The organism is Mesorhizobium caraganae, assembly GCF_016836705.1.
GTDB lineage: Bacteria > Pseudomonadota > Alphaproteobacteria > Rhizobiales > Rhizobiaceae > Mesorhizobium > Mesorhizobium caraganae.
The window spans coordinates 39,103-59,985 of record NZ_JAFCGY010000024.1; the positions used below are offsets into that span (position 1 = coordinate 39,103).

Consider the following 20,883-nt stretch of genomic DNA (forward strand, 5'->3'; position numbering starts at 1 on the left):
GGCCTCTCATTCCGACGGCGGCAATCGGGGGGCAGTGGATGGCTACAGCGATTTGTCCACGCAGACAAAAGACTATTTACGAAGCTATGGATGAGTAATGTTCATTCATGCTAAGGGGATCGCAGGCGAACCTGATAATGACAAGACGGCTCCCACAGCTGGAATCGATACGGGCTTTCGAGGCCATCGCCCGGCTGGGCAGCTTCAAGCGCGCCGGCGAGGAACTGAACGTCACCGCCAGCGCGCTCAGCCATCGCATCGCCGACCTCGAAGCCGATCTCGGCGTGCTTTTGTTCACCCGCCATGTCCGCCGGGTCGAACTCACACTTGAAGGCGAAAGACTTTCCGCCGGTGTGCGACGCGCTTTGCTGGAGATCCAGAGTACGATCGCGAGTGTCGCGCGCAGCGAGCGCGCGAGGCTGCGGGTGACCGCAATTCCCTCGCACGCCGTGCGCTGGCTGGCGCCGCGTCTGCATAGGTTTCGCAAAAAGCATCCCGAGACGGAAATCGACATCAACGCCGATCTTGCGGTCGTCGACCTTTCGCAGCGAACCGTCGACATCGCCTTGCGCTTCGGCGGTGGGCACTATCCGGCCGTCGAGACCGAATGGCTGATGGCCGACGCGATCTTTCCCGTTGTTAGTCCCGACTATCTCGCCGCCAACGGTCCGGTCAGAGACCAGCACGACGTGCTGCGACTGTTTCGCATCCTCGACACGACAGCCGAGAACGACGAGAGCGGCGCCAATTGGCGCCACTGGTTCGAGAGGAACAATTTGCCGCTGGATACGGTTGGCGACGGCATGAATCTGAACGGAACTTTGCTGGCGGTCGAAGCGGCGGCGAGCGGACTTGGCGTTGCCATTGCGAGGAAGTCGCTGGTCGAGAACGATTTGCGTACCGGCCGGCTGGTTCGCCTGCTGGCTACGGACATACCGACGAACTGGAACCACTATGTGCTCATCCACCCGTCAATCTCGGCGTGGGAGCCTGCCAGATCGTTCATCAACTGGCTGAAGGCGGAAGCCGGCGAGTGCGATGGCGCTCGCAAATCTTGACGCAGACCGGATACGACGGGACTGAAGCAGCCTTCCTGCGTCAGCCAGCAGCTCATAAAAAGAACCCGCGGGATCGCTCCCGCGGGTTTTTCCTGAAGCAGTGGCGTTGCCTCAGCCGTGCGCGAGCACGGCCAGCAGCAACAGCGCGACGATATTGGTGATCTTGATCGCCGGGTTGACCGCCGGACCGGCGGTGTCCTTGTAGGGATCGCCGACGGTGTCGCCGGTGACCGAAGCTTTGTGCGCTTCGGAACCCTTGAGGTGCTTGACGCCGTCCTTATCGACAAAACCGTCTTCGAACGATTTTTTCGCGTTGTCCCAGGCGCCGCCGCCCGAGGTCATCGAGATGGCGACGAACAGGCCGTTGACGATGACGCCGAGCAGCGAGGCGCCGAGCGCGGCAAAGGCGGATGCCTTCGAGCCCGAGATCAACAGCACACCGAAATAGACGACGAGCGGCGCCAGCACCGGCAGCAGCGACGGGATGATCATTTCCCGGATCGCCGCCTTGGTCAAAAGGTCGACGGCACGCGCATAGTTCGGCTTGGAGGTGCCGGCCATGATGCCCGGATCCTCGCGGAACTGCTTGCGCACCTCCTCGACGATAGCGCCCGCCGCGCGGCCGACGGCCGTCATGGCGATGCCGCCGAACAGGTAGGGGATCAGGCCGCCGAAGATCAGGCCGGCGACGACGTAGGGGTTGGAGAGGTCGAAGGAGATGTCGCCCATGCCCTTGAAGTATGGAAAGAGTGTCGAGCCGGCTTCGTTAGCTTTCTCGGCAAAGAACTTCAAATCGTTCGAATAGGCGGCAAACAGCACCAGCGCGCCGAGGCCGGCGGAGCCGATGGCATAGCCCTTGGTCACCGCCTTAGTGGTGTTGCCGACAGCGTCGAGCGCGTCGGTGGAGTGGCGTACTTCCTTGGGCAGGCCGGCCATTTCGGCAATGCCGCCGGCATTGTCGGTGACCGGGCCGAAAGCGTCGAGCGCGACAATCATGCCGGCAAGGCCGAGCATGGTGGTGACCGCGATCGCCGTGCCGTAGAGGCCGGCAAGCTGGTAGGTCGAGATGATGCCGCCGACGATGACGATGGCCGGCAGCGCGGTCGATTCCAGCGAGACCGCGAGGCCCTGGATGACGTTGGTGCCGTGACCGGTCACCGAAGCCTGGGCGATCGAGTTCACCGGGCGCTTGTTGGTCCCGGTGTAGTATTCGGTGATCACCACGATGAGGCCGGTCACCACGAGGCCGATCAGGCCGCAGATGAACAGGTTCTTGCCGGTGATGGCCATGCCGGCAACGGTGCCGATCTCGCCCCAGCCGAGGCATACCGAAGTGGCGACGGCGAGGCCGGCGATCGACAGCAGGCCGGTGACGATCAGGCCCTTGTAGAGCGCGCCCATGATCGAGCCGTTGGAACCTAGCTTGACGAAGAAGGTGCCGACGATCGAGGTCAGGATGCAGGCGCCGCAGATGGCCAGCGGATAAAGCATCGTAGCACCGAGAACCGCCGTGCCGCCGAAGAAGATGGCGCTGAGAACCATGGTGGCGACGACCGTCACCGCATAGGTTTCGAACAGGTCGGCGGCCATGCCGGCGCAGTCACCGACATTGTCGCCGACATTGTCGGCGATGGTGGCCGGGTTGCGCGGATCGTCTTCGGGAATACCGGCTTCGACCTTGCCGACGAGATCGCCGCCGACGTCGGCGCCCTTGGTGAAGATGCCGCCGCCGAGACGGGCGAAGATCGAGATCAGCGAAGCGCCGAAGCCGAGCGAGACCAGCGAGTCGATGACGATGCGGTCATTGGGCTGCAGGCCCATGGGGCCGGTCAGGATCAAGTAGTAGATCGAGACGCCGAGCAGCGCGAGGCCCGCCACCAGCATGCCGGTGATGGCGCCCGACTTGAAGGCGATGTCGAGGCCGGCGGCAAGGCTGTTGGACGCTGCCTGCGCGGTGCGCACATTGGCGCGCACCGAGACGTGCATGCCGATGAAGCCGGCAGCGCCCGAGAGCACGGCGCCGATCAGGAAGCCGACCGCTGCGGTGATCGAAAGCAGCCACCAGGCGAGAATGAGCACGACCACGCCGACAATGGCGATGGTGGTGTACTGGCGCGCCAGATAGGCCTGCGCGCCTTCGCGGATGGCGGCGGAGATTTCCTGCATGCGTGCGTTGCCCTGATCGGACGCGAGGACCGATCGTGTCGCCCAGATGGCGTAGAGCACTGAAAGCAAACCGCAGGCGATGACGGCGTATAGGATGGTCATTGCCGAATTTTCCTCGATTGGTGGCCCAAAAGAACCCCTCCCTGGGCCGTTGGTGCGGGGAGCGGATAAAGCCTAGGCGGAATCCGTCCTTCGCAGCGGTGTATGCGAAACAGGGCTCGGAACGTCAAGATATTGTTCGGTTTTTGCCCGGCTTTCAGCCAAAAGGGTTAGACCAGAACAGTCCGGTCGCCGCCGCCCTGCTATTAGATCGATTGAAATGACGCAGCGTCAGTCAACCGTGGCGTGCGGCCTGGCCGCAAATCACTCGCCGGTCTCCTGCCCCATGCGGCGCGCGGTGTAGCGCTCGATGGCCGACAGGCCGTCATAGATCAGCACTGCAAGGGCAGCGACGATCAGGCCGCCTTGCAGGACGAAGGCGAGGTTGTTGGACAACAGGCCGGCGATGATCACCTCGCCCAGCGTCTTGGCGGCAACCGTCGAGCCGATCGTCGCGGTGGCCAGGCTGATCACCACCGACAGCCTGATACCACCCAGAATGATCGGAGCGCTGAGCGGCAGTTCGACCTTGATCAGCCTTTGCCAGCCGGTCATGCCGGCGCCGCGCGCAGCCTCCATGACATTGCCCGGCAGCGTCGTCAGCCCGGTGAGCGCGTTCTCGAAGATTGGCAGCAGGCCGTAGAGGAACAGTGCGATCAGCGTCGGCTTCTCGCCGAAACCGACGGCGGGCACAGCCAGCGCCAGCACCGCCACTGGCGGGAAGGTCTGGCCGATATTGACCAGGCTGCGCGACAGCGGCAGGAACTCGGCGCCGGCCGGTCTGGTGACCAGGATGGCAAGCGCAACCGCGACGATGGTGGCGGCTACAGTAGCGATCAGCACCGTCCTGAGATGCAGCAGCGTCAGCGTCAGCAGGCTGCCCTGATTGTAGATCGCCGGCGCATTGTTTTCGGTCAGCGGCTTCAGCAGCGGCTCGAACCACCCGGGATTGGTGACGAAGGCTATGAGCAGCACCACCAGGGCAAGCCTGAGCAGTGAAGGCAGCCAGGCTTTCATGCCGGCCTCGCCGCGCGCTTGACCAGCCCGTCGACGGTGACGCGGCCGAGCGGCTTGCCGTCGTCGCCCTTGACCGGCAGCGCCGGTCGGCCCGACCACAGAAGCTCCGCCAGCGCGTCGCGCTGGCTGGCGTCACCGGGGATCGCCTCGCCTTCGGCGGTGCCCTTCTCCACGGCGTCGCGCACGCGGCCGAGCGAGAGCAGCCGGAACGGCTTTTCACTGGCGCCGACCAGGGTTTCGACGAAGGCACTGGCGGGCCTAGCCAGGATCTCTTCCGGCTTGGCGTATTGCACCAGCTTGCCGGCATCCATGACGGCGATCTTGTCGCCCATATGCACCGCCTCTTCCATGTCGTGGGTGACGAGGATGATGGTGGTGCCGAAGCGTTTCTGGATCGCCAGCAAATCTTCCTGCGCCTTGGTGCGAATGATCGGGTCGAGCGCGCCGAACGGCTCGTCCATCAGAAGCACATTGGGCTCGGCAGCGAGCGCACGGGCGACGCCGACGCGCTGCTGCTGGCCGCCGGACAGTTCGTGCGGATAGCGCGGGCCATAGGCCTGAGGGTCGAGCTGGTAGAGCGTCATCAGCTCGTCGACGCGAGCCTTGATGCGGTCCTTGTCCCAGCCTAGCAGCACTGGCACTGTGGCGATGTTCTGCGCCACCGTTCGGTGCGGGAACAGGCCGTGGCCCTGGATGGCGTAGCCGATGCTGCGGCGCAGCTCGTAGCCCGGCAGCGAGCGGTTGTCGTTGCCGTCGAGCTTGATCACACCAGCGGTCGGCTCGACCAGCCGGTTGATCATCCGCAGCAGCGTCGTCTTGCCGGAGCCGGAGGTGCCGACGATGACGCAAACCGTGCGCGGCTCGATGACCATCGAGACGTCGTCGACCACGGTCGTTGCGTCATAGCGCTTGGTAATGCCTTCGATCTCGATCATGCCGTTTCAACCCTGCGCTTGGTGGCGGTCATTTCGATCACTGCGTCGAGGATGATGGCCGCGGCGAAGGCCAGCGCCACCGTCGGCACGGCGCCGAGCAGCACCAAATCCATCGCCGTCTGGCCGACGCCCTGGAACACGAACACGCCGAAGCCGCCGCCGCCGATCAGCGCTGCAATGGTGGCAAGGCCGATGTTCTGCACCAGGACGATGCGGATGCCGGTGAGGATGACCGGAAAGGCCAGCGGGAACTCGACGCCGAACAGACGCTGGCGGTCGGTCATGCCCATGCCGCGCGCGGCATCGTTGGCGGCACGCGGCACGCCGGCGAGCCCAACCACCGTGTTGGCCACCACCGGCAGCAGCGAATAGAGGAACAGAGCGACGAAAGCCGGCGCGGTGCCGATGCCTCTGATACCGAGCGCCGCAGCACCTGGAACATGCGCGGCCACCCAGCCGAGCGGCGCGATCAGCAGGCCGAATAGCGCGATCGAGGGAATGGTCTGGACGATGTTGAGCACATTGAGCACGCCGGCCCGCAACCGTTCGACGCGATGGCACAGAATGCCGAGCGGCAAGCCGACGATCACCGCGGCCGCCAGCGAGCCCAGCGCCAGCGTGACGTGCTTGGAGCCTTCGGCCCAGAAACTGTCGGCGCGGTTGCCATATTCCTTGAGGATCGACAGGCTATCCCACCGCCCTGAGATCAACAGCAAGCCGATGGCGAGTGCGGCAATGACAAGCACGCCGACGCGGGCCAAGGGCGACAGGTTGAGCCTGGTCAGCACGTCGGCCAGAAGCAGCGTGAAGGCGAAGATCAGCAGCCAGAAGCCGGAGGCCGGCGAGATGCGGGCGAAGGTGTTGCCCGCCGGCGTGAGGAAGGTGCCGGCAACGCCGATCAGGATGGCAAGGGCAACAAGCGCCACCACGCTCGCCGCCAAGCGCAGGACCAGCGGGGTTTTCAGCAAGGCAATGATCGCGGCCACGACGACGATCGCCAGCAGCAGCGGCCCGATCGTCGGCGGCAGCGCTTCGAAGATCGAGCGCGCCTCGCCCGGCACGATGCGGTTGGCGCGGAAGGTGGCGAACGAGGCGAAGAACGCCGCATAGGCAACGATCGCCGCGATGACGACGCCGAGTTTGTCGAAACGAAGGGTCATGAATGCCCCTCATGAGAGGCGATTGGCGCAGGTCGGCGTAAGAGCCAATCTCCCCCCTTGCGGGGGAGATGGCCGGCAGGCCAGAGGGGGGTGTGAAGGATTGCCAGCTTTCGACCGTCGGTTCGTTCGGAAGCAACCCTATCAAAGTGCGCAGCTGTGATGGCTTGAGGTGTCAGCGGGACAGCACCCCCCTCTGTCCTGCCGGACATCTCCCCCGCAAAGGGGGAGATCAGCAGCTTCCAGAGCGGAGCGCCTTGCACCGGTGTCACTATGAGCTACGCGCTGACTACTTCAAGAACCCGTTCTTCTTCAGGAAGTCCTCGGCGACGCCCTTGACCGGCTCGCCGCCGATCTGGACGCGGCCGTTGAGATCCTGCAGCGTGACGAGGTCGAGCTTGGCGAAGACCGGCTTGAGCAGCGTCTCGATCTCGGGGTGCTCCTTCAGCACGGCTTCACGGATGATCGGCGCCGGCTGGTAGACCGGCTGCACGCCCTTGTCGTCGTCGAGCACGACCAGGCCGGACGGCGCGATACCGCCATCGGTGCCGTAGACCATGGCGGCGTTGGCGCCGTTGGTCTGGTTGGCGGCCGCGCCAATGGTCGCCGCGGTGTCGCCGCCCGACAGCGTGATCAACTGGTCGGGCTTCAGCGTGAAGCCATATGTGGTCTGGAAGGCCGGCAGGGCTGCCGCCGAATTGACGAATTCGGCCGAGGCGGCCAAAACCACCTTGCCCCCACCCGCGACGTATTTGCCGAAATCGGAGAGCGTCGCCAGCTTATTGGTCTCGGCAACCTCCTTGCGCAGCGCGATCGCCCAGGTGTTGTTGGCCGGCGACGGCGACAGCCAGACGATCTTGTTGGCGTCGTAGTCGAGCTTCTTGGCGGTCTCATAGGCCTTGGCGGCATCCTTCCAGACCGGATCATCGGCCTTCTCGAAGAAGAAGGCGGCGTTGCCGGTGTATTCGGGATAGATGTCGATCTCGCCGGCGGTGATCGCCTTGCGCACCACGGGCGTGCCGCCGAGCTGGATGCGGTCGGTGGTCTTGATGTTGTTGGCGTTCAGCACCAGCTGGATGATGTTGCCGAGGACGCCGCCCTCGGTGTCGATCTTCGAGGAAACGACCACCTGGGCGTTGGCGGAAGCCGCTGTGATGCCGAGCGCCAATGCCGCACTGGCCAGAACCTTGACTGAAAACATTGTGAAATCCCTTGCTTTGAACCGGAATGCGGTGGCCGCATATGAGCATGGCTTCAACGCTCCGTCGGGGCACACGGTTTCATAACAACGGGCAAAGACGCAATAATTTTGTGCCGTCGCCGCGATTTCGCGCCGGCGCCATGCTGACAGGCCGTGTCAAGCAAGACGATCTCGGGCGCCGGCTTTGCGCAATCCGGTCAGCCTGAGCGCACCCAGCGCCACGAAGCACAGTGCGACGACCGGGAAGACGAGCCAATTCAGCATCTCCCAGCCCCAGGCATTGTAGACCGCGCCCGACATCAGCGAGGCGAAAGCGACGGAGCCGAACAGGACGAAATCGTGGAAGCCCTGCACCTTGCTTTTTTCGGAGGGGTGGTAGCTGTCGGCGACCATTGAAGTGGCGCCGATGAAGGCGAAATTCCAGCCGAGACCAAGCAGGATCAGCGCCGTCCAGAACTGCCACAGATGCAGGCCAGACAACGCCACCGCGGCGCAACCGACGAGCAGCACCAGGCCGGTGGCGACGACGCGTTCGGCGCCGAAGCGATGGATCAACGAGCCGGTGAAGAAACTCGGCGCAAACATCGCCATCACGTGCCAGGAAATGCCGAGCGTGGCGTCATCGGTCGACAGGCCGCAGCCGACCATGGCCAACGGCGCGCCGGTCATGACGAAGCTCATCAGCGCGTAGCTGCCGACGGCGCAGAACAGCGCCGCGACGAAGCGCGGTCGGGTGACGATGTCGGATAGCGGCCGAGCGTCGCTGTACGCAACTTCGGCGTGGCCGGCGGCCTTGGCCGGGATGCGAAGGAACGACAGGATAATGGCGCCGACCGCAGCCAGCACCGGGATAGCCACGAAGGATCCGGCAAACATCACGGGCGCCAGCAATTCGCGGGTGAAGATGACGATCTGCGGCCCGAGTATGGCGGTGATGACGCCGCCGGCCAGCACGAAGGAAATGGCGCGCGCCTTGAATTCGGGCGGTGCGTTATCGGCGGCGGCGAAGCGGAATTGCTGGACGAAGGCGCCGCCGACGCCGATCACCAGCAGCGCGAAAGCGAACAGCCAGAAGCTGGCCTGGAACAGCGCCAACGTGGCGATCAGCCCGCCGAGTGCGGTGACGATCGTTCCGCTCATGAAGCCGCCGCGCTGGCCGAGACCGCGAATGATGGCGGCGGCCGGCAACGCGCCGAGCGCCACGCCGACATTGAAACCGGTGATCGGCGCCGTCGCCAGCGACTTGTCGGCAGCCAGCAGATATTGGCCGGCCAACCCGCCCATCGAAATGGCGATCGGTGCTGCCGAACCGATGATTGCCTGCGATGTCGCCAGGATGATCGCGGTGCGGCGCGCGTCCCTTGCGGTCCCGGCGGCGACAGTCATACGGCGTCCTTGCCGCGCCCCTCGCCGCGCACCCGGCGCGATACGCGATCGAGCACGGCATTGGTCAGCTTCGGCTCGTCTTCCTCGTAGAAGGCCTTGGCGATGTCGACATATTCCGAAACGATGACGGCCACCGGCACGTCGTCGCGCTTCATCAGTTCGTAGACGCCGGCGCGCAGGATGGCGCGCAGCGTCGAATCGAGCCTTGATAGCGGCCAGTCCTCGGTCAGCGCCTGGCGGATGATCGGATCGATGGTCTTCTGGTTCTCGACGACGCCGGTCAGGATGGCGCGAAACCATTGCGCGTCGGCCTCGCGGTAAAGCGCGCCGTCGACTTCCTTGCCAAGCCGGAACGCCTCGTATTCCGCCGTGATCTCGAAGACGCCGCTGCCGGCCACGTCCATCTGGTAAAGCGCCTGCACGGCGGCCAGACGGGCAGCGCCACGCTTGTTGGCATGGCGCGGACCGGGCGAAGCGGGTTCGCTCACGATTGCGCTCCCAGTTGCTCTTTGAGCGCGATCATGGTGAGTGCCGCGCGCGCGGCAAAGCCGCCCTTGTCGCCTTCCGTGCGCTTGGCGCGCGTCCAGGCCTGCGCATCATTCTCGGTCGTCAGGATGCCGTTGCCGATCGGGATCGCTTCCTGCACCGACAGATCCATCAGCGCACGGCTCGATTCATTGGCGACGATATCGAAGTGATAGGTGTCGCCACGGATGATGGTGCCGAGCGCGACAAAGCCGTCATAGTCCTTGCCGCCCTCGCCCATGCCGTCGAGCGCAAAAGTGATCACGGCTGGAATTTCCAGCGAACCGGGAACGGTGACTACGTCATAGGTCGCGCCGGCTTCGTCGAGTGCGTTCGTCGCGCCGTCGAGCAGCGCGTCGGCAAGATCGTCATGGAAACGTGCCTCGATGATCAGAAGGTGGGCCTTCTTCTTCGGGCGGATGAACGCTTTGCCGTGTTGGGATGTGCCAGCCATAAATGTCTCCGGGGGTCGCCGGTGACTTAGGCCGAAGCGGCCGCATTCGCAAGCTTTGTCCGAAGGGCCAGACCAATTTCCGTGCTGCCTCCACCTCGGGTGCGGGCATTCGCGAACTGCGCCCGGCAATGAAATAGTTCAGGACCGATGTCGACTTTTGCGAGGCTTGTTCGTCTTAACGATAGGAGACGCAAGAAATTCGCCCAGGCAAGGAAACGGATACGATGACAATCACCATCACGGCCTTTGAACGATCACCCGATGGCGGCAAGGGACTGGCACGCGATACGCGCGTCCGCTGGGCGCTCGAAGAGGTGGGGCAGCCCTATGAGGTTCGTCTCATGTCCTTCGCGGGGATGAAGGGGCCTGACCATCTGGCCATCCATCCCTTCGGCCAGATCCCCACCTATGAGGAAGGTTCCCTCCGCCTGTTCGAGACCGGCTCGATCGTCTTTCATCTTGGCGAGCAGCATGCGGGGCTGCTGCCTGGGGATCGCGATGCGCGGGCGCGCGCCATCACGTGGATGTTTGCCGCCCTCAACACTGTCGAGCCGCCGATCCTCGAACTGACGACGGCAAGGATATTCGAAGCCGACAAGCCCTGGAGCAGGGAGCGCTTGCCCCTGGTAAAGGACCGTGTTCGCGCCCCGCTGGACAAGCTTTCGGCTCATTTGGGCGCCGCCGACTGGCTCGATGGTGCGTTCAGCGCGGGCGATTTGTTGATGGTATCTGTGCTGCTGCGGCTGAGAATGTCAGGCATCCTGGACGAATATCAAAACCTGGCTGCCTATGTCGCGCGCGGAGAAGCCCGGCCCGCTTATATCAGGGCTTTCTCTGCGCAATTTGCAGTCAACGCCCCATCAGCCAGCTGAAGCCGCCTGAACGCTATAAACCCTCTTTCGCCGCCTCGACCAGGCGCGCGGCGTAGCGGGCCATTGTGTCGATCTCGAGGTTGACGCGGTCGCCGACCTTGCGCTCGCCCCAGGTGGTGACGGTCAGCGAATGGTGGATCAACAGCACGTCGAAGCGGGTGCCCTCGACCTTGTTGACGGTGAGCGAGGTGCCGTCGAGCGCGACCGAGCCTTTGGGCGCTATGAATTTCGCCAGTTCGCGCGGCGCCTCGAGCGTAAAGCGCACGGCGTCGCCCTCGTCCTTGCGTTCGACGATCTCGGCCATGCCATCGACATGGCCGGAGACGATGTGACCGCCGAGTTCGTCGCCAATCTTCAGCGCCCGCTCCAGATTGATCCGGGTACCGGATTTCCAGCCCATTGCTGTCGTCAGCCGAAGCGCCTCTTCCCAGGCCTCGACCTCGAACCAGCGCGCATTCGAGCCGCTGTCGGGCAGCGCCGTCACCGTCAGGCAGACACCGCCGCAGGAGATCGACGCGCCGATGGCGATGCCTTGCGGGTCGTATGCGGTGTCGATGCGCAGGCCCACCCCTTCCCTAAGCGGCCGCACCGAGGCGACGGTGCCGACATCCGTAACAATCCCGGTAAACATCAGAAATCTCTATGTTTCGGTTTGACCATGATCTTTCCCAAAAACCGGTTCCCGCTTTTTGGGATCATGGTCGTATCCATTCGGCATAGCCGTCTTCGCCGAAGCGCATCTCGCGCAACTTGCGGAACCCTGCCGGGATATGGTCGGCGTCGATGGGCGATGCAATGCCGTCCTCGCCGATCGCCTCCGGCCCCTGGAACAGCACGATGCGGTCGACCAGTCCCTCGGCGAGAAAGGCGCTGGCCACTTTGGCGCCGCCTTCGACCAGAACGCTGGCCATGCCGAGCGCGCCGAGATCCTCAAGCAGTTCCGGCAGAGCCACCCCGCCTTCATGGGTTTCGGTGCCGATGAAGCGCACGCCGGCACGCTCCAGCACCGACCGCCGCAACGGGTCGGCCTCCAGGCAGGCGGCGATATAGAGCGGCACCCGGTCGATGCCGGAGACCAGCTTCGAGGCTTCCGGCAGCCGGATCTGGCGGTCGAGCACGATGCGCGCCGGCGAGCGGTTCTCCAGCCCCGGCAGCCGCACGGTAAGCGCCGGATCATCCTCCAGCGCCGTGCCGATGCCGACCAGTATGGCGTCGGCCTCGGCCCGCATCAGATAGACTTCGCGGCGTGCAATATCGCCGGTGATCGTAACCTGGCCGGCGCCATGCATGCCGATCTTGCCGTCGCTGGAAAGCGCAAGCTTCAGAATCACTTCCGGACGCTTTTTCAGCGATCGAGTGAGATAGCCGGCCATCTGCTCGGCGGCTTGCGCGGCCAGCACCTTTTCGACCACCTCGATACCGGCGGCGCGCAGGATGGCGTAGCCCTTGCCGGAAACGCGCGGATCGGGATCGCTGGCAGCGCCCACCACCCGCGCCACGCCGGCATTGACCAGCGCATTGGCGCAAGGCGGGGTGCGGCCATGATGGGCGCAGGGCTCGAGAGTGACGTAAGCCGTAGCGCCGCGCGCGAGCTCGCCCGCCTCAGCCAGCGCTTCGGTCTCGGCATGCGGCCGGCCGCCGACGGCGGTGACGCCGGTGCCGACGATCATCGGTCCGGCGCCGTCATCGCGCACGATGATCGTGCCGACCGAAGGGTTGGTCGAGGTGCGGCCGGCATTTCTGCGCGACAGCCGCAGCGCTGCCGCCATGAAACGACGATCGAGAGCTTCCTGTTCAGCTTTGCCAGGCGCTGCCATGCTCAGCCGGCGTCCTCTTCGCTCTTCAGCTCGTCGCCCTTGAGCTCGTCACCTTTGAGTTCCCCCAGCACGTCATGGAAATCCTTGGCCTCGCGGAAGTTGCGATAGACCGAGGCGAAGCGGACATAGGCCACGTCGTCGAGCGACTTCAGCGCCTCCATGACGAGACGGCCGACCTCGCCCGAGGCGATTTCCGTCTCGCCGGAGCTTTCGAGCTGGCGCACGATGCCGGTCACCGCGCGGTCGATGCGTTCGGGATCGACATTGCGCTTGCGCACCGCAATCTCGACCGAGCGCAAGAGCTTGTCGCGGTCGAACGGCACTTTGCGGCCGGACTTCTTCACCACCACGAGGTCGCGCAACTGGACGCGTTCGAAGGTGGTGAAACGGCCACCGCAATCGGGGCAGACGCGCCGCCGGCGGATCGCCGCGCCATCCTCGGCGGGGCGCGAATCCTTCACCTGCGTATCTTCGGACTGGCAATAGGGACAGCGCATGGAGAGCCTTCGGGTTGGCGATTCTGGCTAGATCAGGATGACGTTTGGTTGAATGACCGAATCGGTATCCTGATCTATCTCTTTGTTGAGCATGATCTTTTCCGAAAACCGGTTCCCACTTTTCGGGATCATGCTTTAGACGAGAGGCTTAGAGGTTTTTGCCGGGACGGGCAAAGGTTCGGCAAAGACCGCTCGCTCCCTCAGAGATAGCGAGGCGCGAGGAAAATTGCCAGCCGCGCCAGATAGGTCAGGGCGCGACGTCCTTGGTCGGGAAGCCGCAGGATGTTCCGAGGTTGCGGTAGGCCTTGGTGAAGCCATCCATCGGGATGCTGGCGACAGTTTGCTTGCCGAACGTCACATCGAGCGAGATGACCTGGCGCATGGCACGCAGCAGCGCGAGGCTGGTCTTGGCCTGGTTGTCGACCGTCCAGCTCGGGCGGCCGGCGGCATCATTGGAATAGACCGTCGCGGAAACCTTGACGCCGGGGTCGCCGAATGTCGCCGCGATCTTCTTGCCCGTCGGCAGCTCCTTGTTGGCGACCGTGATCATGATGGCCGGATAGGCGTCGGGCGGCAGGGCGTCGCCGGTCGAGATCGAAAGCGTCAGCGTGCCCGCATTGCCGCTGCCATCGAGAAAGGCGGTAGAGGCGGCGCAGGTCTTATGCGAATCCTGGCCGGTATCGAGCGCATCGATGATGGTGGTCCACCTGCCAAAGGTGGTGGTCGCCGGCATATCCGTGCTCGGTTGCGTCTGCTCCTGGGCAAACGCGACCGACACAGTGAAAGCGGCAAGCGAGCCGAAGAGGGCCAGAATGGCAGGACGGTACACACGCATCAATCAAATCTCCAGTAGGCCGCGCCGCCCGAACGGGAGCGGCGCGGAGCGCGGGATATAAAGACGACGCGCGGAGTGCGGTCAACCGAGATAGGGATAGAGCGGGAAACGATCGGTCAGCGCCACGACCTTGGCCTTCACCGCCGCCTCCACAGCCGCATTGCCCTCGTCTGAATTGGCAACCTTCAGTCCGTCCAGAACTTCGGCGATCAGCTTGCCGATCTCGCGGAATTCGGCCTGGCCGAAGCCGCGCGTGGTGCCGGCCGGCGTACCAAGGCGAACACCCGAGGTGACGAAAGGCTTTTCCGGATCGAACGGGATGCCGTTCTTGTTGCAGGTGATGTTGGCGCGGCCGAGCGCCGCCTCGGCCCGCTTGCCGGTGGCGTTCTTGGGCCTGAGGTCGACCAGCATCAGATGGTTGTCAGTGCCGCCGGAGACGATATCGAGGCCGGTTTCCTGGAGGCTCGACGCCAGCGCCTTGGCGTTGGCGGCAACGCTCTCGGCGTACACCTTGAAGCTCGGCTTCAGCGCTTCGCCGAAGGCAACCGCCTTGGCGGCGATGACATGCATCAGCGGGCCGCCCTGCAGGCCGGGGAACACCGCCGAGTTCATCTTCTTGGCGATGTCCTCGTCATTGCACAGGATCATGCCGCCGCGCGGGCCGCGCAACGACTTGTGCGTGGTGGTCGTGACGACATGAGCATGCGGCAATGGCGAGGGATGCACACCGCCGGCGACGAGGCCCGCGATGTGGGCCATGTCGACCATCAGATAGGCGCCGACCGCGTCGGCAATCTCGCGAAAACGCTTCCAGTCCCAGACGCGCGAATAGGCGGTGCCGCCGGCCAGGATCAGCTTCGGCTTGGTCTCATGCGCGGTCTTCTCGATGGCATCCATGTCGAGCAGATGGTCTTCCCTGCGCACGCCATAGGAGACGACCTTGAACCATTTACCGCTCATGTTGACGGGCGAGCCGTGGGTCAGGTGGCCGCCGGAATTCAAATCGAGACCCATGAAGGTGTCGCCGGGCTGAAGCAGCGCCAGGAAGACCGCCTGGTTCATCTGACTGCCGGAATTCGGCTGGACATTGGCGAAGTTGCAGCCGAACAGCTTTTTGGCGCGCTCGATGGCGAGTTCTTCCGCGACATCGACGAACTGGCAGCCGCCATAGTAGCGCTTGCCCGGATAACCCTCGGCATATTTGTTGGTCATGATCGACCCTTGCGCCTCGAGCACCGCGCGCGAAACGATGTTTTCCGACGCGATCAGCTCGATCTCATGGCGCTGGCGGCCGAGCTCGTTGCGGAGGGCGCCGAAAATATCCGGATCGGCATCGGCAAGCGTGGTTTCGAAGAAGGACTCGAATTTGTTCGACGCTGCCGCTACAGTTGCCATGGCCTGAAAATCCTCCGGTTCGGGGCAATTTACCTATGCATATCGCTGCCCCAAAACCGCTGCTCAGTTCTGGGCGACACGCATTGCCGCGCCATTAACACAGTTGTTTTGGCCTCGCCACGTTTGCGGCGCGAAATTTGCTGGCCGGATTGCGGCAGAGCGACCCTGAACCCCGCTATTTCCACTCCTGCCGCCCCTGGCGCTTGTCGCCGAGGGCAAGACCGACTGGGAAATCTCGGTGATCCTCGGCGTCGCCCAGGCGACGGTGCGCTTCCATGTCGACAATGCACGGCGCAAAGCTGGGCGCCGTCAACCGCACCCAAGCGGTGGCGAGGCTGGTGAACCAGCGGCTCATATAGGCCGAGACCAGCCAGAGCGGCGCAACAAAAAAGGCCGCCTTTCAGGCGGCCTTTTGTTAATTATATCAAATATTTATAGCGAAGATGTGATCTGCAGTTCGCTGGCGCCATCGAGTGCGTAGACGTCGTCGCGGAACTGCACAACGCCAGGTCCTGTCGACCATGCCGACAGATAGAGGAAGTGGACCGGCACCGGGTTGACGACCTGCACAGGCGTGTTCTCACCGGTCTTGATGGTCGCCTCGAAATGCTGGCGGTCCCAACCGGGGGTATCGCGCAGGATCCAGGTGACGAGGTCGCGCACGTTCTGCACGCGCACGCAGCCCGAGGAATCGAAGCGCATCATCTTGCCGAACAGGCTCTGCTGCGGCGTGTCGTGCATGTAGACGCCGTCCGGGCTCGGGAAGTTGATCTTGACCGAGGCCATGGCGTTGCCGGAGCCCGGATCCTGGCGGAAGCGGTATTTCGCGGCATCGTCCGTCGACCAGTCGACGTTCATCGGATCGACTTCGCTGCCATCCGGCGCGAACAGGCGGATATGACTGTCCTTGAGATAGTTGGGGTCCTTCCGCATCAGCGGAATGATGTCCTTGCGCACGATCGAGACCGGCGCGTTCCAGTAGGGATTGACAATGATCTCGTTGATCTTGGAATTGACCACCGGCGTCTGGCGATCGATCTTGCCGACGATTGCGGTGTGACGCAACACGACGCGGTCGTTCTCGACCGCCTCGATCTGTGCCGCCGGAATGTCGACCAGTACATAACGGCTGCCCAGCGTGCCGGCCTTTTCGCGCAGCCGCTCCAGATTGGTCTGCAGCTGGCCGAGCCGGATCTGCGCCGAAACATTCATCGCGGCATAGGTGTATTTGCCCATGGCACCGTCTGCCGGCAGGCCGTGGCGGGTCTGGAAGCGCTTGACCGCCGCATCGACATAGGAATCGAACGACGTCGAAATGCCGGCGCTCTGCGCCAGGTCGCCCGAAATTATCAGCCGCTTGCGCAGCGGCACGACATCCGGATCGTCGACGCCGAGTTGTAGCTTCTTGGTCGCCGGAACGTCTTGCCAACCGCCCTGGGCGACAATATTCTGATACTGTGCCACCGCCTGTTCGGTGAAAGCGACCGTCTGCAGGCTGAAGATCGGCAGCGTCGAGGCGACCTTGCCGCCTTCCGAGGCGCGGGCGTCGAACTGGTCGTCCCAATTGCCGCGGGCCGAGGATTTCAGGATATCGTCGATGACGTCCTGCGCGCTGGCGACATTACCGACCATGGCGACGGCGAGCGCGGAGGCTCCGGAAAGGAAAAAGCGGCGGCTGGTTCTCATCGACGTTCCAGACATTCTTGTAGCGTTTGGCGCGTAGCGTTCCGCTACTTGCTCGATCATTGGGCGATATCGCCCGCACTCTAAAGTTGGCACTGTTAACAATTAGCCAACCATGACCTGCATCACTCAGCCGTAAAAAGCGGACTGCGATGCGACATTGCAGGCGCGCCGATGGCTTACGCCGCTGCATCACCCGCATCCTCGCTTCCACCGCGAATATGGCGGCAACGTGGCTTTGCGTCGAATTTGGACCCGCCAGCAATCTGAAATGGAATGACCGGTGCTTTTCGGCACCGTCCCCTGACTTGTTCCCTCAAAGCCCGAGTCTCGCTGGTCCGGCTCAGTTCTTTGCGTTGCCTGCCAGCTCCGAACAGCGTTGCAACACCTGGTTCTCCGGATAGCGCAGCAGCTTGTTGTCATCGAGCTTGAGCAGCAGCGTTCGTCTTTTGTCGACGCTCTGCTCATCGTCCGAGCAGGTCATGTCGAGAATGATGACGTCCAGGCCTTTCAGTTTCTGGACTTTTTGCACGCTACAGCCGACTTCCCACATGTCCGCCGATTTGTCGGTGAACGTCACGATGGAGTCATTGTTGTCGCACGGGCTCGAGCCTTCACTGGCGAAGGCGCCCTGCCACCACTCCTGCGCAAACGCCATTTGCGGCGCGGCCAAGAGCATCATTGCAACCGGATAGATTTTGAGATTGTTGCCTAAACGCATGCTGTCCCCTCCGGGCGGTGAGATTAGGCATTGCGGAGGCGAAAGCAAACCGCGGCAAGGCGCGGCGTGGTCAAATGGTGGTCACAGCCATGATCGCAAAAAGGACCGACGCCCCCCGGCGCCGGTCCTTCATTTGCTTTCCCCCGGCCGCGCTTCTTCTGGCGCGGCTCGCGTTCCGATGTCCGGATTACATCCGGTAGGCGATGGTGTCGTTCCAGAAACGATCCAGGCGCTGCAGCGCGCGGTTCATCTGCTTGAACTCTTCGCTGTTGATGCCGCCGACCTGTTCGATCGAGCCGACATGGCGCTCATAAAGACCGGCGACGACATCGGCCACTTCATTGCCCTTCGGCGTCAGCGAGACGCGGACCGAACGGCGGTCGATGCGCGAGCGCTGATGGTTGATGAAGCCGAGATCGACCAGCTTCTTCAGATTGTAGGAGACGTTCGAGCCGAGATAGTAGCCACGCGAACGCAACTCGCCGGCGGTCAGCTCGGAGTTGCCGATGTTGAACAGAAGCAACGCCTGGATGGCATTGATGTCGGAACGGCCGTTGCGGTCGAACTCGTCCTTGATCACGTCAAGCAGACGGCGATGCAGACGCTCCACCAGCTGCAGCGATTCCATGTAAAGCGAACGGATAGCCTCGCGGCGATCGTCGGATACGTTGGCGGTCTTCGCCGCCGGACGCGAATTGATCATTGTCTTTGCCTCTCGTTTGTCGCCCTGGTGATTTTTTGTTTTTCACCTTGATCGCGACACTATCGAATACTCATAAAATTCGACTTAAACGCTAGGGCTAACAAGAGCTTACCGGTAATAGGTTTCGGAAGACGCTTAACGAACGGTCACCCGAGCAAGGATAATTAACCTAAAGATTTAGCCAATGGCGGCGGGGCGGCGCTTCAGGCGCGCGTGGGGCGCTTCTGCATCCAGATCACGACGCGAAAGACGACATAAAGCAGCGCCACCGCGAAGTGCGAAAACAGGATCAGCGGCCGGTGGCCGAACAGATCGGGAAAGCCGGCATACATGATGATCTCGGTGACGGCGCAAATGAACCAGATCACCGGGCCCCAGGAGGCCAGCATCCACAGGCCGGCCGCGGCGAATGGAAAGAACACGGCCAGCATCACCGCCGCGACCTGCCAGTGCACCGGCATCAGGTCGAAGCGCCACAGCGCACCGGGATAAAAGCCGATCAGCCGGATCCAGTACAGGATGCCGAACAACAGGCAGTAGCCGGCGATGACGCGCTGGAACCAGGCGAAGATGATTTCGACGCCCGAGGGCTGCAGCACGACGCGCCGTGACGTGACCTCGCTCACAGATCGAGCTCCTGTTCGAGCGGCGCGAAATATGCGTCGACCGAAGCCGCGTCGACTTCGGCGAGGCTTGCCGGCCGCCATTGCGGCGTCGAGCCCTTGTCGATGATGGCGGCGCGGATGCCTTCATAGAAGTCGTGGCCGGTCAGCATGCGGTTGAGGATGCGGAACTCCATCTTCATGCAGGCTTCCATCGACAAAGTCAGCCCGGCGCTGATCTGGCGCCAGGCGACATTGAGACTGGTGGGCGAGCGGGTGCGGATTGTGGCCAGCGTCTTGGCGGCAAATTCGTCGGCGCCGGCCGCCCGTTCCAGGCTGGTGATGATATCAGCCAGCGAAGGTTGGGCAAAATGGCGGGCGATCGCTTCCAGCATCGGCTGGCCGGTCTCGCGCTTGGCCGGCACGAAAAAGCCGCGCAGCACCGATTCCGGATCGCCATTGGCGCAGAGCCGGTCGAGGAACGCAGATTGGTCAGCGGCCTTGATGGTGTGGGTGGCCAGGCCCGACCACAGCGCATCGCCATAGCGGATACGGTTGCCGGTCAGTGCCAGGTACATGCCGAAGCTGCCGCCGAGGTCCGGCAGAAGGTGGCTGCCGCCGACATCGGGGAAAAAGCCGATGCCGACTTCAGGCATGGCGAACTGGGCGTTCTCGGTCAGCACCCGGTGCGAGCCGTGGAACGAGATGCCGACGCCGCCGCCCATAACGATGCCGTCGATCAGCGCGACATAAGGCTTTTTGAAGCTGTTGATACGGGCATTGAGCCGGTATTCGTCGGCGAAGAACTCGACCGGCGGCTTTCCGGCGCGGGCCTCATAGACATGCATGATGTCACCGCCGGCTGAAAACGCCCTGCCCTCGGCCTTGACGACGACGACATCGACGCCGGCATCCTGCTCAAAAGCGTTCAGCGCCTTGTCCAGCGCCTTGATCATGCGATGCGTCAGCGCATTGAGCGCCTGCGGCCGCGTCAGCGTGGCGACGCCTGCCTTGCCCAACCGTTCAAAGCGGATCTCGTCGCCGCCGCCAAAATCCATCGTCAGAGATTCCCTCCCCGCGCCTGCGGGACTGAAGTGCTAAAGGCGGCGCATGGGTGCGTCAACCGGCGGAGGGTGGTTTGGATTTCGCAATGGAACGCGACCGTGCTTTGCCCCAGGCAAAAATGCGGGCAAAATTGCCGGCGAAACACCATCTCAGCCTGTCTTGTGATCCAAGAGCAAACGCATGACGATTGAAACCGCAGCGCCGGGCTATGGCTGGGAAATGCCGAAAAAGTTCGACCCCGACGATGTGCTCAGCCGTCCGCTGATGGCCAACCTGGCGACCGTGACCGCGGATGGCGCGCCCCGCAATGCGCCGATGTGGTTTATCTGGGAGGACGATGCGATCTGGCTGCTCGGCTCAACCGAGGCAAGTGCTGCTGTCAAACACCTCGAGCGCGACCCGCGCTGCGCGGTGGAGATCGTCCATTTCGACAATGAGGCCGGCATCCTGCTGCATCTCGGCCTGCGCGGCGCGGCCACCATCGAGCCGATGTCGCCCGACCGCTTCAAACGACTGCTGCATAAATATCTGGGTCCCGAGGCGACCTGGAACCGCTGGTTCGTCAACACCGTGGCCGATTTCGACCATCCGAACGGACGCCTGATCCGGCTCGCACGGGAGAGCATCTTCACTAACAATGTGTCATTCTTCAAAACCGGACCCGAGCTGGCGTGGCCACCGAAGTGATGACGGAG

General features: G+C 63.3%; 22 protein-coding genes. 4 read left to right on the forward strand and 18 right to left on the reverse strand.

Annotated elements, in window-relative coordinates; all coding sequences use genetic code 11:
* Positions 1–137 precede the first annotated feature (137 nt).
* Complete coding sequence (locus JQK88_RS27350) at positions 138–1,058, forward strand: LysR substrate-binding domain-containing protein (protein ID WP_203280032.1); 921 nt, start codon at positions 138–140, stop codon at positions 1,056–1,058.
* Between the two features lie 111 nt (positions 1,059–1,169).
* Here the strand turns inward: JQK88_RS27350 and JQK88_RS27355 are convergent, their stop codons facing one another.
* The 8 genes from JQK88_RS27355 to ribH all read right to left on the reverse strand — a co-directional run bounded on the left by JQK88_RS27355 (position 1,170) and on the right by ribH (position 9,998).
* A complete protein-coding gene (locus JQK88_RS27355) occupies positions 1,170–3,326 on the reverse strand; it encodes a sodium-translocating pyrophosphatase (protein ID WP_192253273.1) in 2,157 nt (718 codons plus the stop codon).
* Positions 3,327–3,587: 261 nt separating this feature from the next.
* Positions 3,588–4,340: an ABC transporter permease gene (locus JQK88_RS27360; protein ID WP_192253270.1), complete on the reverse strand. Its 753-nt coding sequence runs from the start codon at positions 4,338–4,340 to the stop codon at positions 3,588–3,590.
* Entirely contained in the window at positions 4,337–5,275 is a 939-nt protein-coding gene (locus JQK88_RS27365; RefSeq protein WP_203280033.1) for an ABC transporter ATP-binding protein, read from the reverse strand. Before JQK88_RS27365 ends, JQK88_RS27360 begins: the two co-directional genes overlap by 4 nt.
* Complete coding sequence (locus JQK88_RS27370; RefSeq protein WP_203280034.1) at positions 5,272–6,435, reverse strand: ABC transporter permease; 1,164 nt, start codon at positions 6,433–6,435, stop codon at positions 5,272–5,274. Before JQK88_RS27370 ends, JQK88_RS27365 begins: the two co-directional genes overlap by 4 nt.
* Positions 6,436–6,721: 286 nt before the next feature.
* Positions 6,722–7,633 (reverse strand): glycine betaine ABC transporter substrate-binding protein OsmF, encoded by a 912-nt coding sequence (gene osmF, locus JQK88_RS27375; protein ID WP_192253261.1) that lies wholly within the window; start codon positions 7,631–7,633, stop codon positions 6,722–6,724.
* A gap of 156 nt (positions 7,634–7,789) precedes the next feature.
* Positions 7,790–9,019, reverse strand: coding sequence for an MFS transporter (locus tag JQK88_RS27380; protein ID WP_192253257.1), 1,230 nt, complete (start codon positions 9,017–9,019; stop codon positions 7,790–7,792).
* A complete protein-coding gene (gene nusB / locus JQK88_RS27385; protein WP_192253254.1) occupies positions 9,016–9,507 on the reverse strand; it encodes a transcription antitermination factor NusB in 492 nt (163 codons plus the stop codon). Before nusB ends, JQK88_RS27380 begins: the two co-directional genes overlap by 4 nt.
* Positions 9,504–9,998, reverse strand: coding sequence for a 6,7-dimethyl-8-ribityllumazine synthase (gene ribH / locus JQK88_RS27390; protein ID WP_203280035.1), 495 nt, complete (start codon positions 9,996–9,998; stop codon positions 9,504–9,506). Before ribH ends, nusB begins: the two co-directional genes overlap by 4 nt.
* Positions 9,999–10,222: 224 nt before the next feature.
* On the opposite strand from ribH, the gene JQK88_RS27395 reads away from it, so the two are divergent.
* A complete protein-coding gene (locus JQK88_RS27395) occupies positions 10,223–10,870 on the forward strand; it encodes a glutathione S-transferase family protein (RefSeq protein WP_192253250.1) in 648 nt (215 codons plus the stop codon).
* Positions 10,871–10,883: 13 nt separating this feature from the next.
* Here JQK88_RS27395 and JQK88_RS27400 read toward each other — a convergent pair whose 3' ends face one another.
* From JQK88_RS27400 to glyA, 5 genes are all read right to left on the reverse strand, one after another.
* Positions 10,884–11,501, reverse strand: a complete 618-nt coding sequence (locus JQK88_RS27400; RefSeq protein ID WP_112562970.1) for a riboflavin synthase — start codon at positions 11,499–11,501, stop codon at positions 10,884–10,886.
* A 64-nt stretch (positions 11,502–11,565) separates the two neighbouring features.
* Entirely contained in the window at positions 11,566–12,687 is a 1,122-nt protein-coding gene (gene ribD / locus JQK88_RS27405; RefSeq protein ID WP_203280036.1) for a bifunctional diaminohydroxyphosphoribosylaminopyrimidine deaminase/5-amino-6-(5-phosphoribosylamino)uracil reductase RibD, read from the reverse strand.
* Positions 12,688–12,689: 2 nt separating this feature from the next.
* A complete protein-coding gene (gene nrdR, locus JQK88_RS27410; RefSeq protein WP_023669351.1) occupies positions 12,690–13,184 on the reverse strand; it encodes a transcriptional regulator NrdR in 495 nt (164 codons plus the stop codon).
* A 247-nt stretch (positions 13,185–13,431) separates the two neighbouring features.
* Entirely contained in the window at positions 13,432–14,019 is a 588-nt protein-coding gene (locus tag JQK88_RS27415) for a hypothetical protein (protein WP_203280037.1), read from the reverse strand.
* Positions 14,020–14,100: 81 nt separating this feature from the next.
* A complete protein-coding gene (glyA, locus tag JQK88_RS27420; RefSeq protein ID WP_203280038.1) occupies positions 14,101–15,414 on the reverse strand; it encodes a serine hydroxymethyltransferase in 1,314 nt (437 codons plus the stop codon).
* A gap of 238 nt (positions 15,415–15,652) precedes the next feature.
* Here glyA and JQK88_RS37035 point away from each other — a divergent pair, with 238 nt between their 5' ends.
* Positions 15,653–15,895: a hypothetical protein gene (locus JQK88_RS37035; protein WP_312037331.1), complete on the forward strand. Its 243-nt coding sequence runs from the start codon at positions 15,653–15,655 to the stop codon at positions 15,893–15,895.
* Here JQK88_RS37035 and JQK88_RS27430 read toward each other — a convergent pair.
* From JQK88_RS27430 to JQK88_RS27450, 5 genes are all read right to left on the reverse strand, one after another.
* Positions 15,847–17,100, reverse strand: a complete 1,254-nt coding sequence (locus JQK88_RS27430; protein ID WP_203280039.1) for a L,D-transpeptidase family protein — start codon at positions 17,098–17,100, stop codon at positions 15,847–15,849. The two genes, JQK88_RS37035 and JQK88_RS27430, sit on opposite strands and share 49 nt — an antisense overlap.
* A 340-nt stretch (positions 17,101–17,440) precedes the next feature.
* On the reverse strand, positions 17,441–17,818 hold the full coding sequence (locus JQK88_RS27435; RefSeq protein WP_203280040.1) for a hypothetical protein: 378 nt from the start codon (positions 17,816–17,818) through the stop codon (positions 17,441–17,443).
* Positions 17,819–18,005: 187 nt separating this feature from the next.
* Complete coding sequence (gene ldtR / locus JQK88_RS27440) at positions 18,006–18,521, reverse strand: transcriptional regulator LdtR (protein ID WP_142869475.1); 516 nt, start codon at positions 18,519–18,521, stop codon at positions 18,006–18,008.
* Between the two features lie 203 nt (positions 18,522–18,724).
* Positions 18,725–19,147, reverse strand: coding sequence for a DUF6163 family protein (locus JQK88_RS27445; RefSeq protein ID WP_203280041.1), 423 nt, complete (start codon positions 19,145–19,147; stop codon positions 18,725–18,727).
* Positions 19,144–20,181, reverse strand: a complete 1,038-nt coding sequence (locus tag JQK88_RS27450) for an enoyl-CoA hydratase/isomerase family protein (protein ID WP_203280042.1) — start codon at positions 20,179–20,181, stop codon at positions 19,144–19,146. Before JQK88_RS27450 ends, JQK88_RS27445 begins: the two co-directional genes overlap by 4 nt.
* 187 nt (positions 20,182–20,368) lie before the next feature.
* On the opposite strand from JQK88_RS27450, the gene JQK88_RS27455 reads away from it, so the two are divergent.
* Complete coding sequence (locus tag JQK88_RS27455; protein WP_203280043.1) at positions 20,369–20,875, forward strand: pyridoxamine 5'-phosphate oxidase family protein; 507 nt, start codon at positions 20,369–20,371, stop codon at positions 20,873–20,875.
* Positions 20,876–20,883: the final 8 nt, after the last annotated feature.

Coding starts and splice junctions, on each gene's coding strand:
- nrdR (WP_023669351.1), bottom strand. CDS start 13,184: ATGCGCTGTCCCTATTGCCAGTCCGAAGATACGCAGGTGAAGGATTCG.
- JQK88_RS27370 (WP_203280034.1), bottom strand. CDS start 6,435: ATGACCCTTCGTTTCGACAAACTCGGCGTCGTCATCGCGGCGATCGTT.
- ribD (WP_203280036.1), bottom strand. CDS start 12,687: ATGGCAGCGCCTGGCAAAGCTGAACAGGAAGCTCTCGATCGTCGTTTC.
- JQK88_RS27455 (WP_203280043.1), top strand. CDS start 20,369: ATGACGATTGAAACCGCAGCGCCGGGCTATGGCTGGGAAATGCCGAAA.
- JQK88_RS27430 (WP_203280039.1), bottom strand. CDS start 17,100: ATGAGAACCAGCCGCCGCTTTTTCCTTTCCGGAGCCTCCGCGCTCGCC.
- osmF (WP_192253261.1), bottom strand. CDS start 7,633: ATGTTTTCAGTCAAGGTTCTGGCCAGTGCGGCATTGGCGCTCGGCATC.
- JQK88_RS27355 (WP_192253273.1), bottom strand. CDS start 3,326: ATGACCATCCTATACGCCGTCATCGCCTGCGGTTTGCTTTCAGTGCTC.
- glyA (WP_203280038.1), bottom strand. CDS start 15,414: ATGGCAACTGTAGCGGCAGCGTCGAACAAATTCGAGTCCTTCTTCGAA.
- JQK88_RS27450 (WP_203280042.1), bottom strand. CDS start 20,181: ATGGATTTTGGCGGCGGCGACGAGATCCGCTTTGAACGGTTGGGCAAG.
- JQK88_RS27365 (WP_203280033.1), bottom strand. CDS start 5,275: ATGATCGAGATCGAAGGCATTACCAAGCGCTATGACGCAACGACCGTG.
- JQK88_RS27360 (WP_192253270.1), bottom strand. CDS start 4,340: ATGAAAGCCTGGCTGCCTTCACTGCTCAGGCTTGCCCTGGTGGTGCTG.
- JQK88_RS27395 (WP_192253250.1), top strand. CDS start 10,223: ATGACAATCACCATCACGGCCTTTGAACGATCACCCGATGGCGGCAAG.
- JQK88_RS27415 (WP_203280037.1), bottom strand. CDS start 14,019: ATGCGTGTGTACCGTCCTGCCATTCTGGCCCTCTTCGGCTCGCTTGCC.
- JQK88_RS27380 (WP_192253257.1), bottom strand. CDS start 9,019: ATGACTGTCGCCGCCGGGACCGCAAGGGACGCGCGCCGCACCGCGATC.
- JQK88_RS27350 (WP_203280032.1), top strand. CDS start 138: ATGACAAGACGGCTCCCACAGCTGGAATCGATACGGGCTTTCGAGGCC.
- JQK88_RS27400 (WP_112562970.1), bottom strand. CDS start 11,501: ATGTTTACCGGGATTGTTACGGATGTCGGCACCGTCGCCTCGGTGCGG.
- ribH (WP_203280035.1), bottom strand. CDS start 9,998: ATGGCTGGCACATCCCAACACGGCAAAGCGTTCATCCGCCCGAAGAAG.
- ldtR (WP_142869475.1), bottom strand. CDS start 18,521: ATGATCAATTCGCGTCCGGCGGCGAAGACCGCCAACGTATCCGACGAT.
- JQK88_RS27435 (WP_203280040.1), bottom strand. CDS start 17,818: ATGCGTTTAGGCAACAATCTCAAAATCTATCCGGTTGCAATGATGCTC.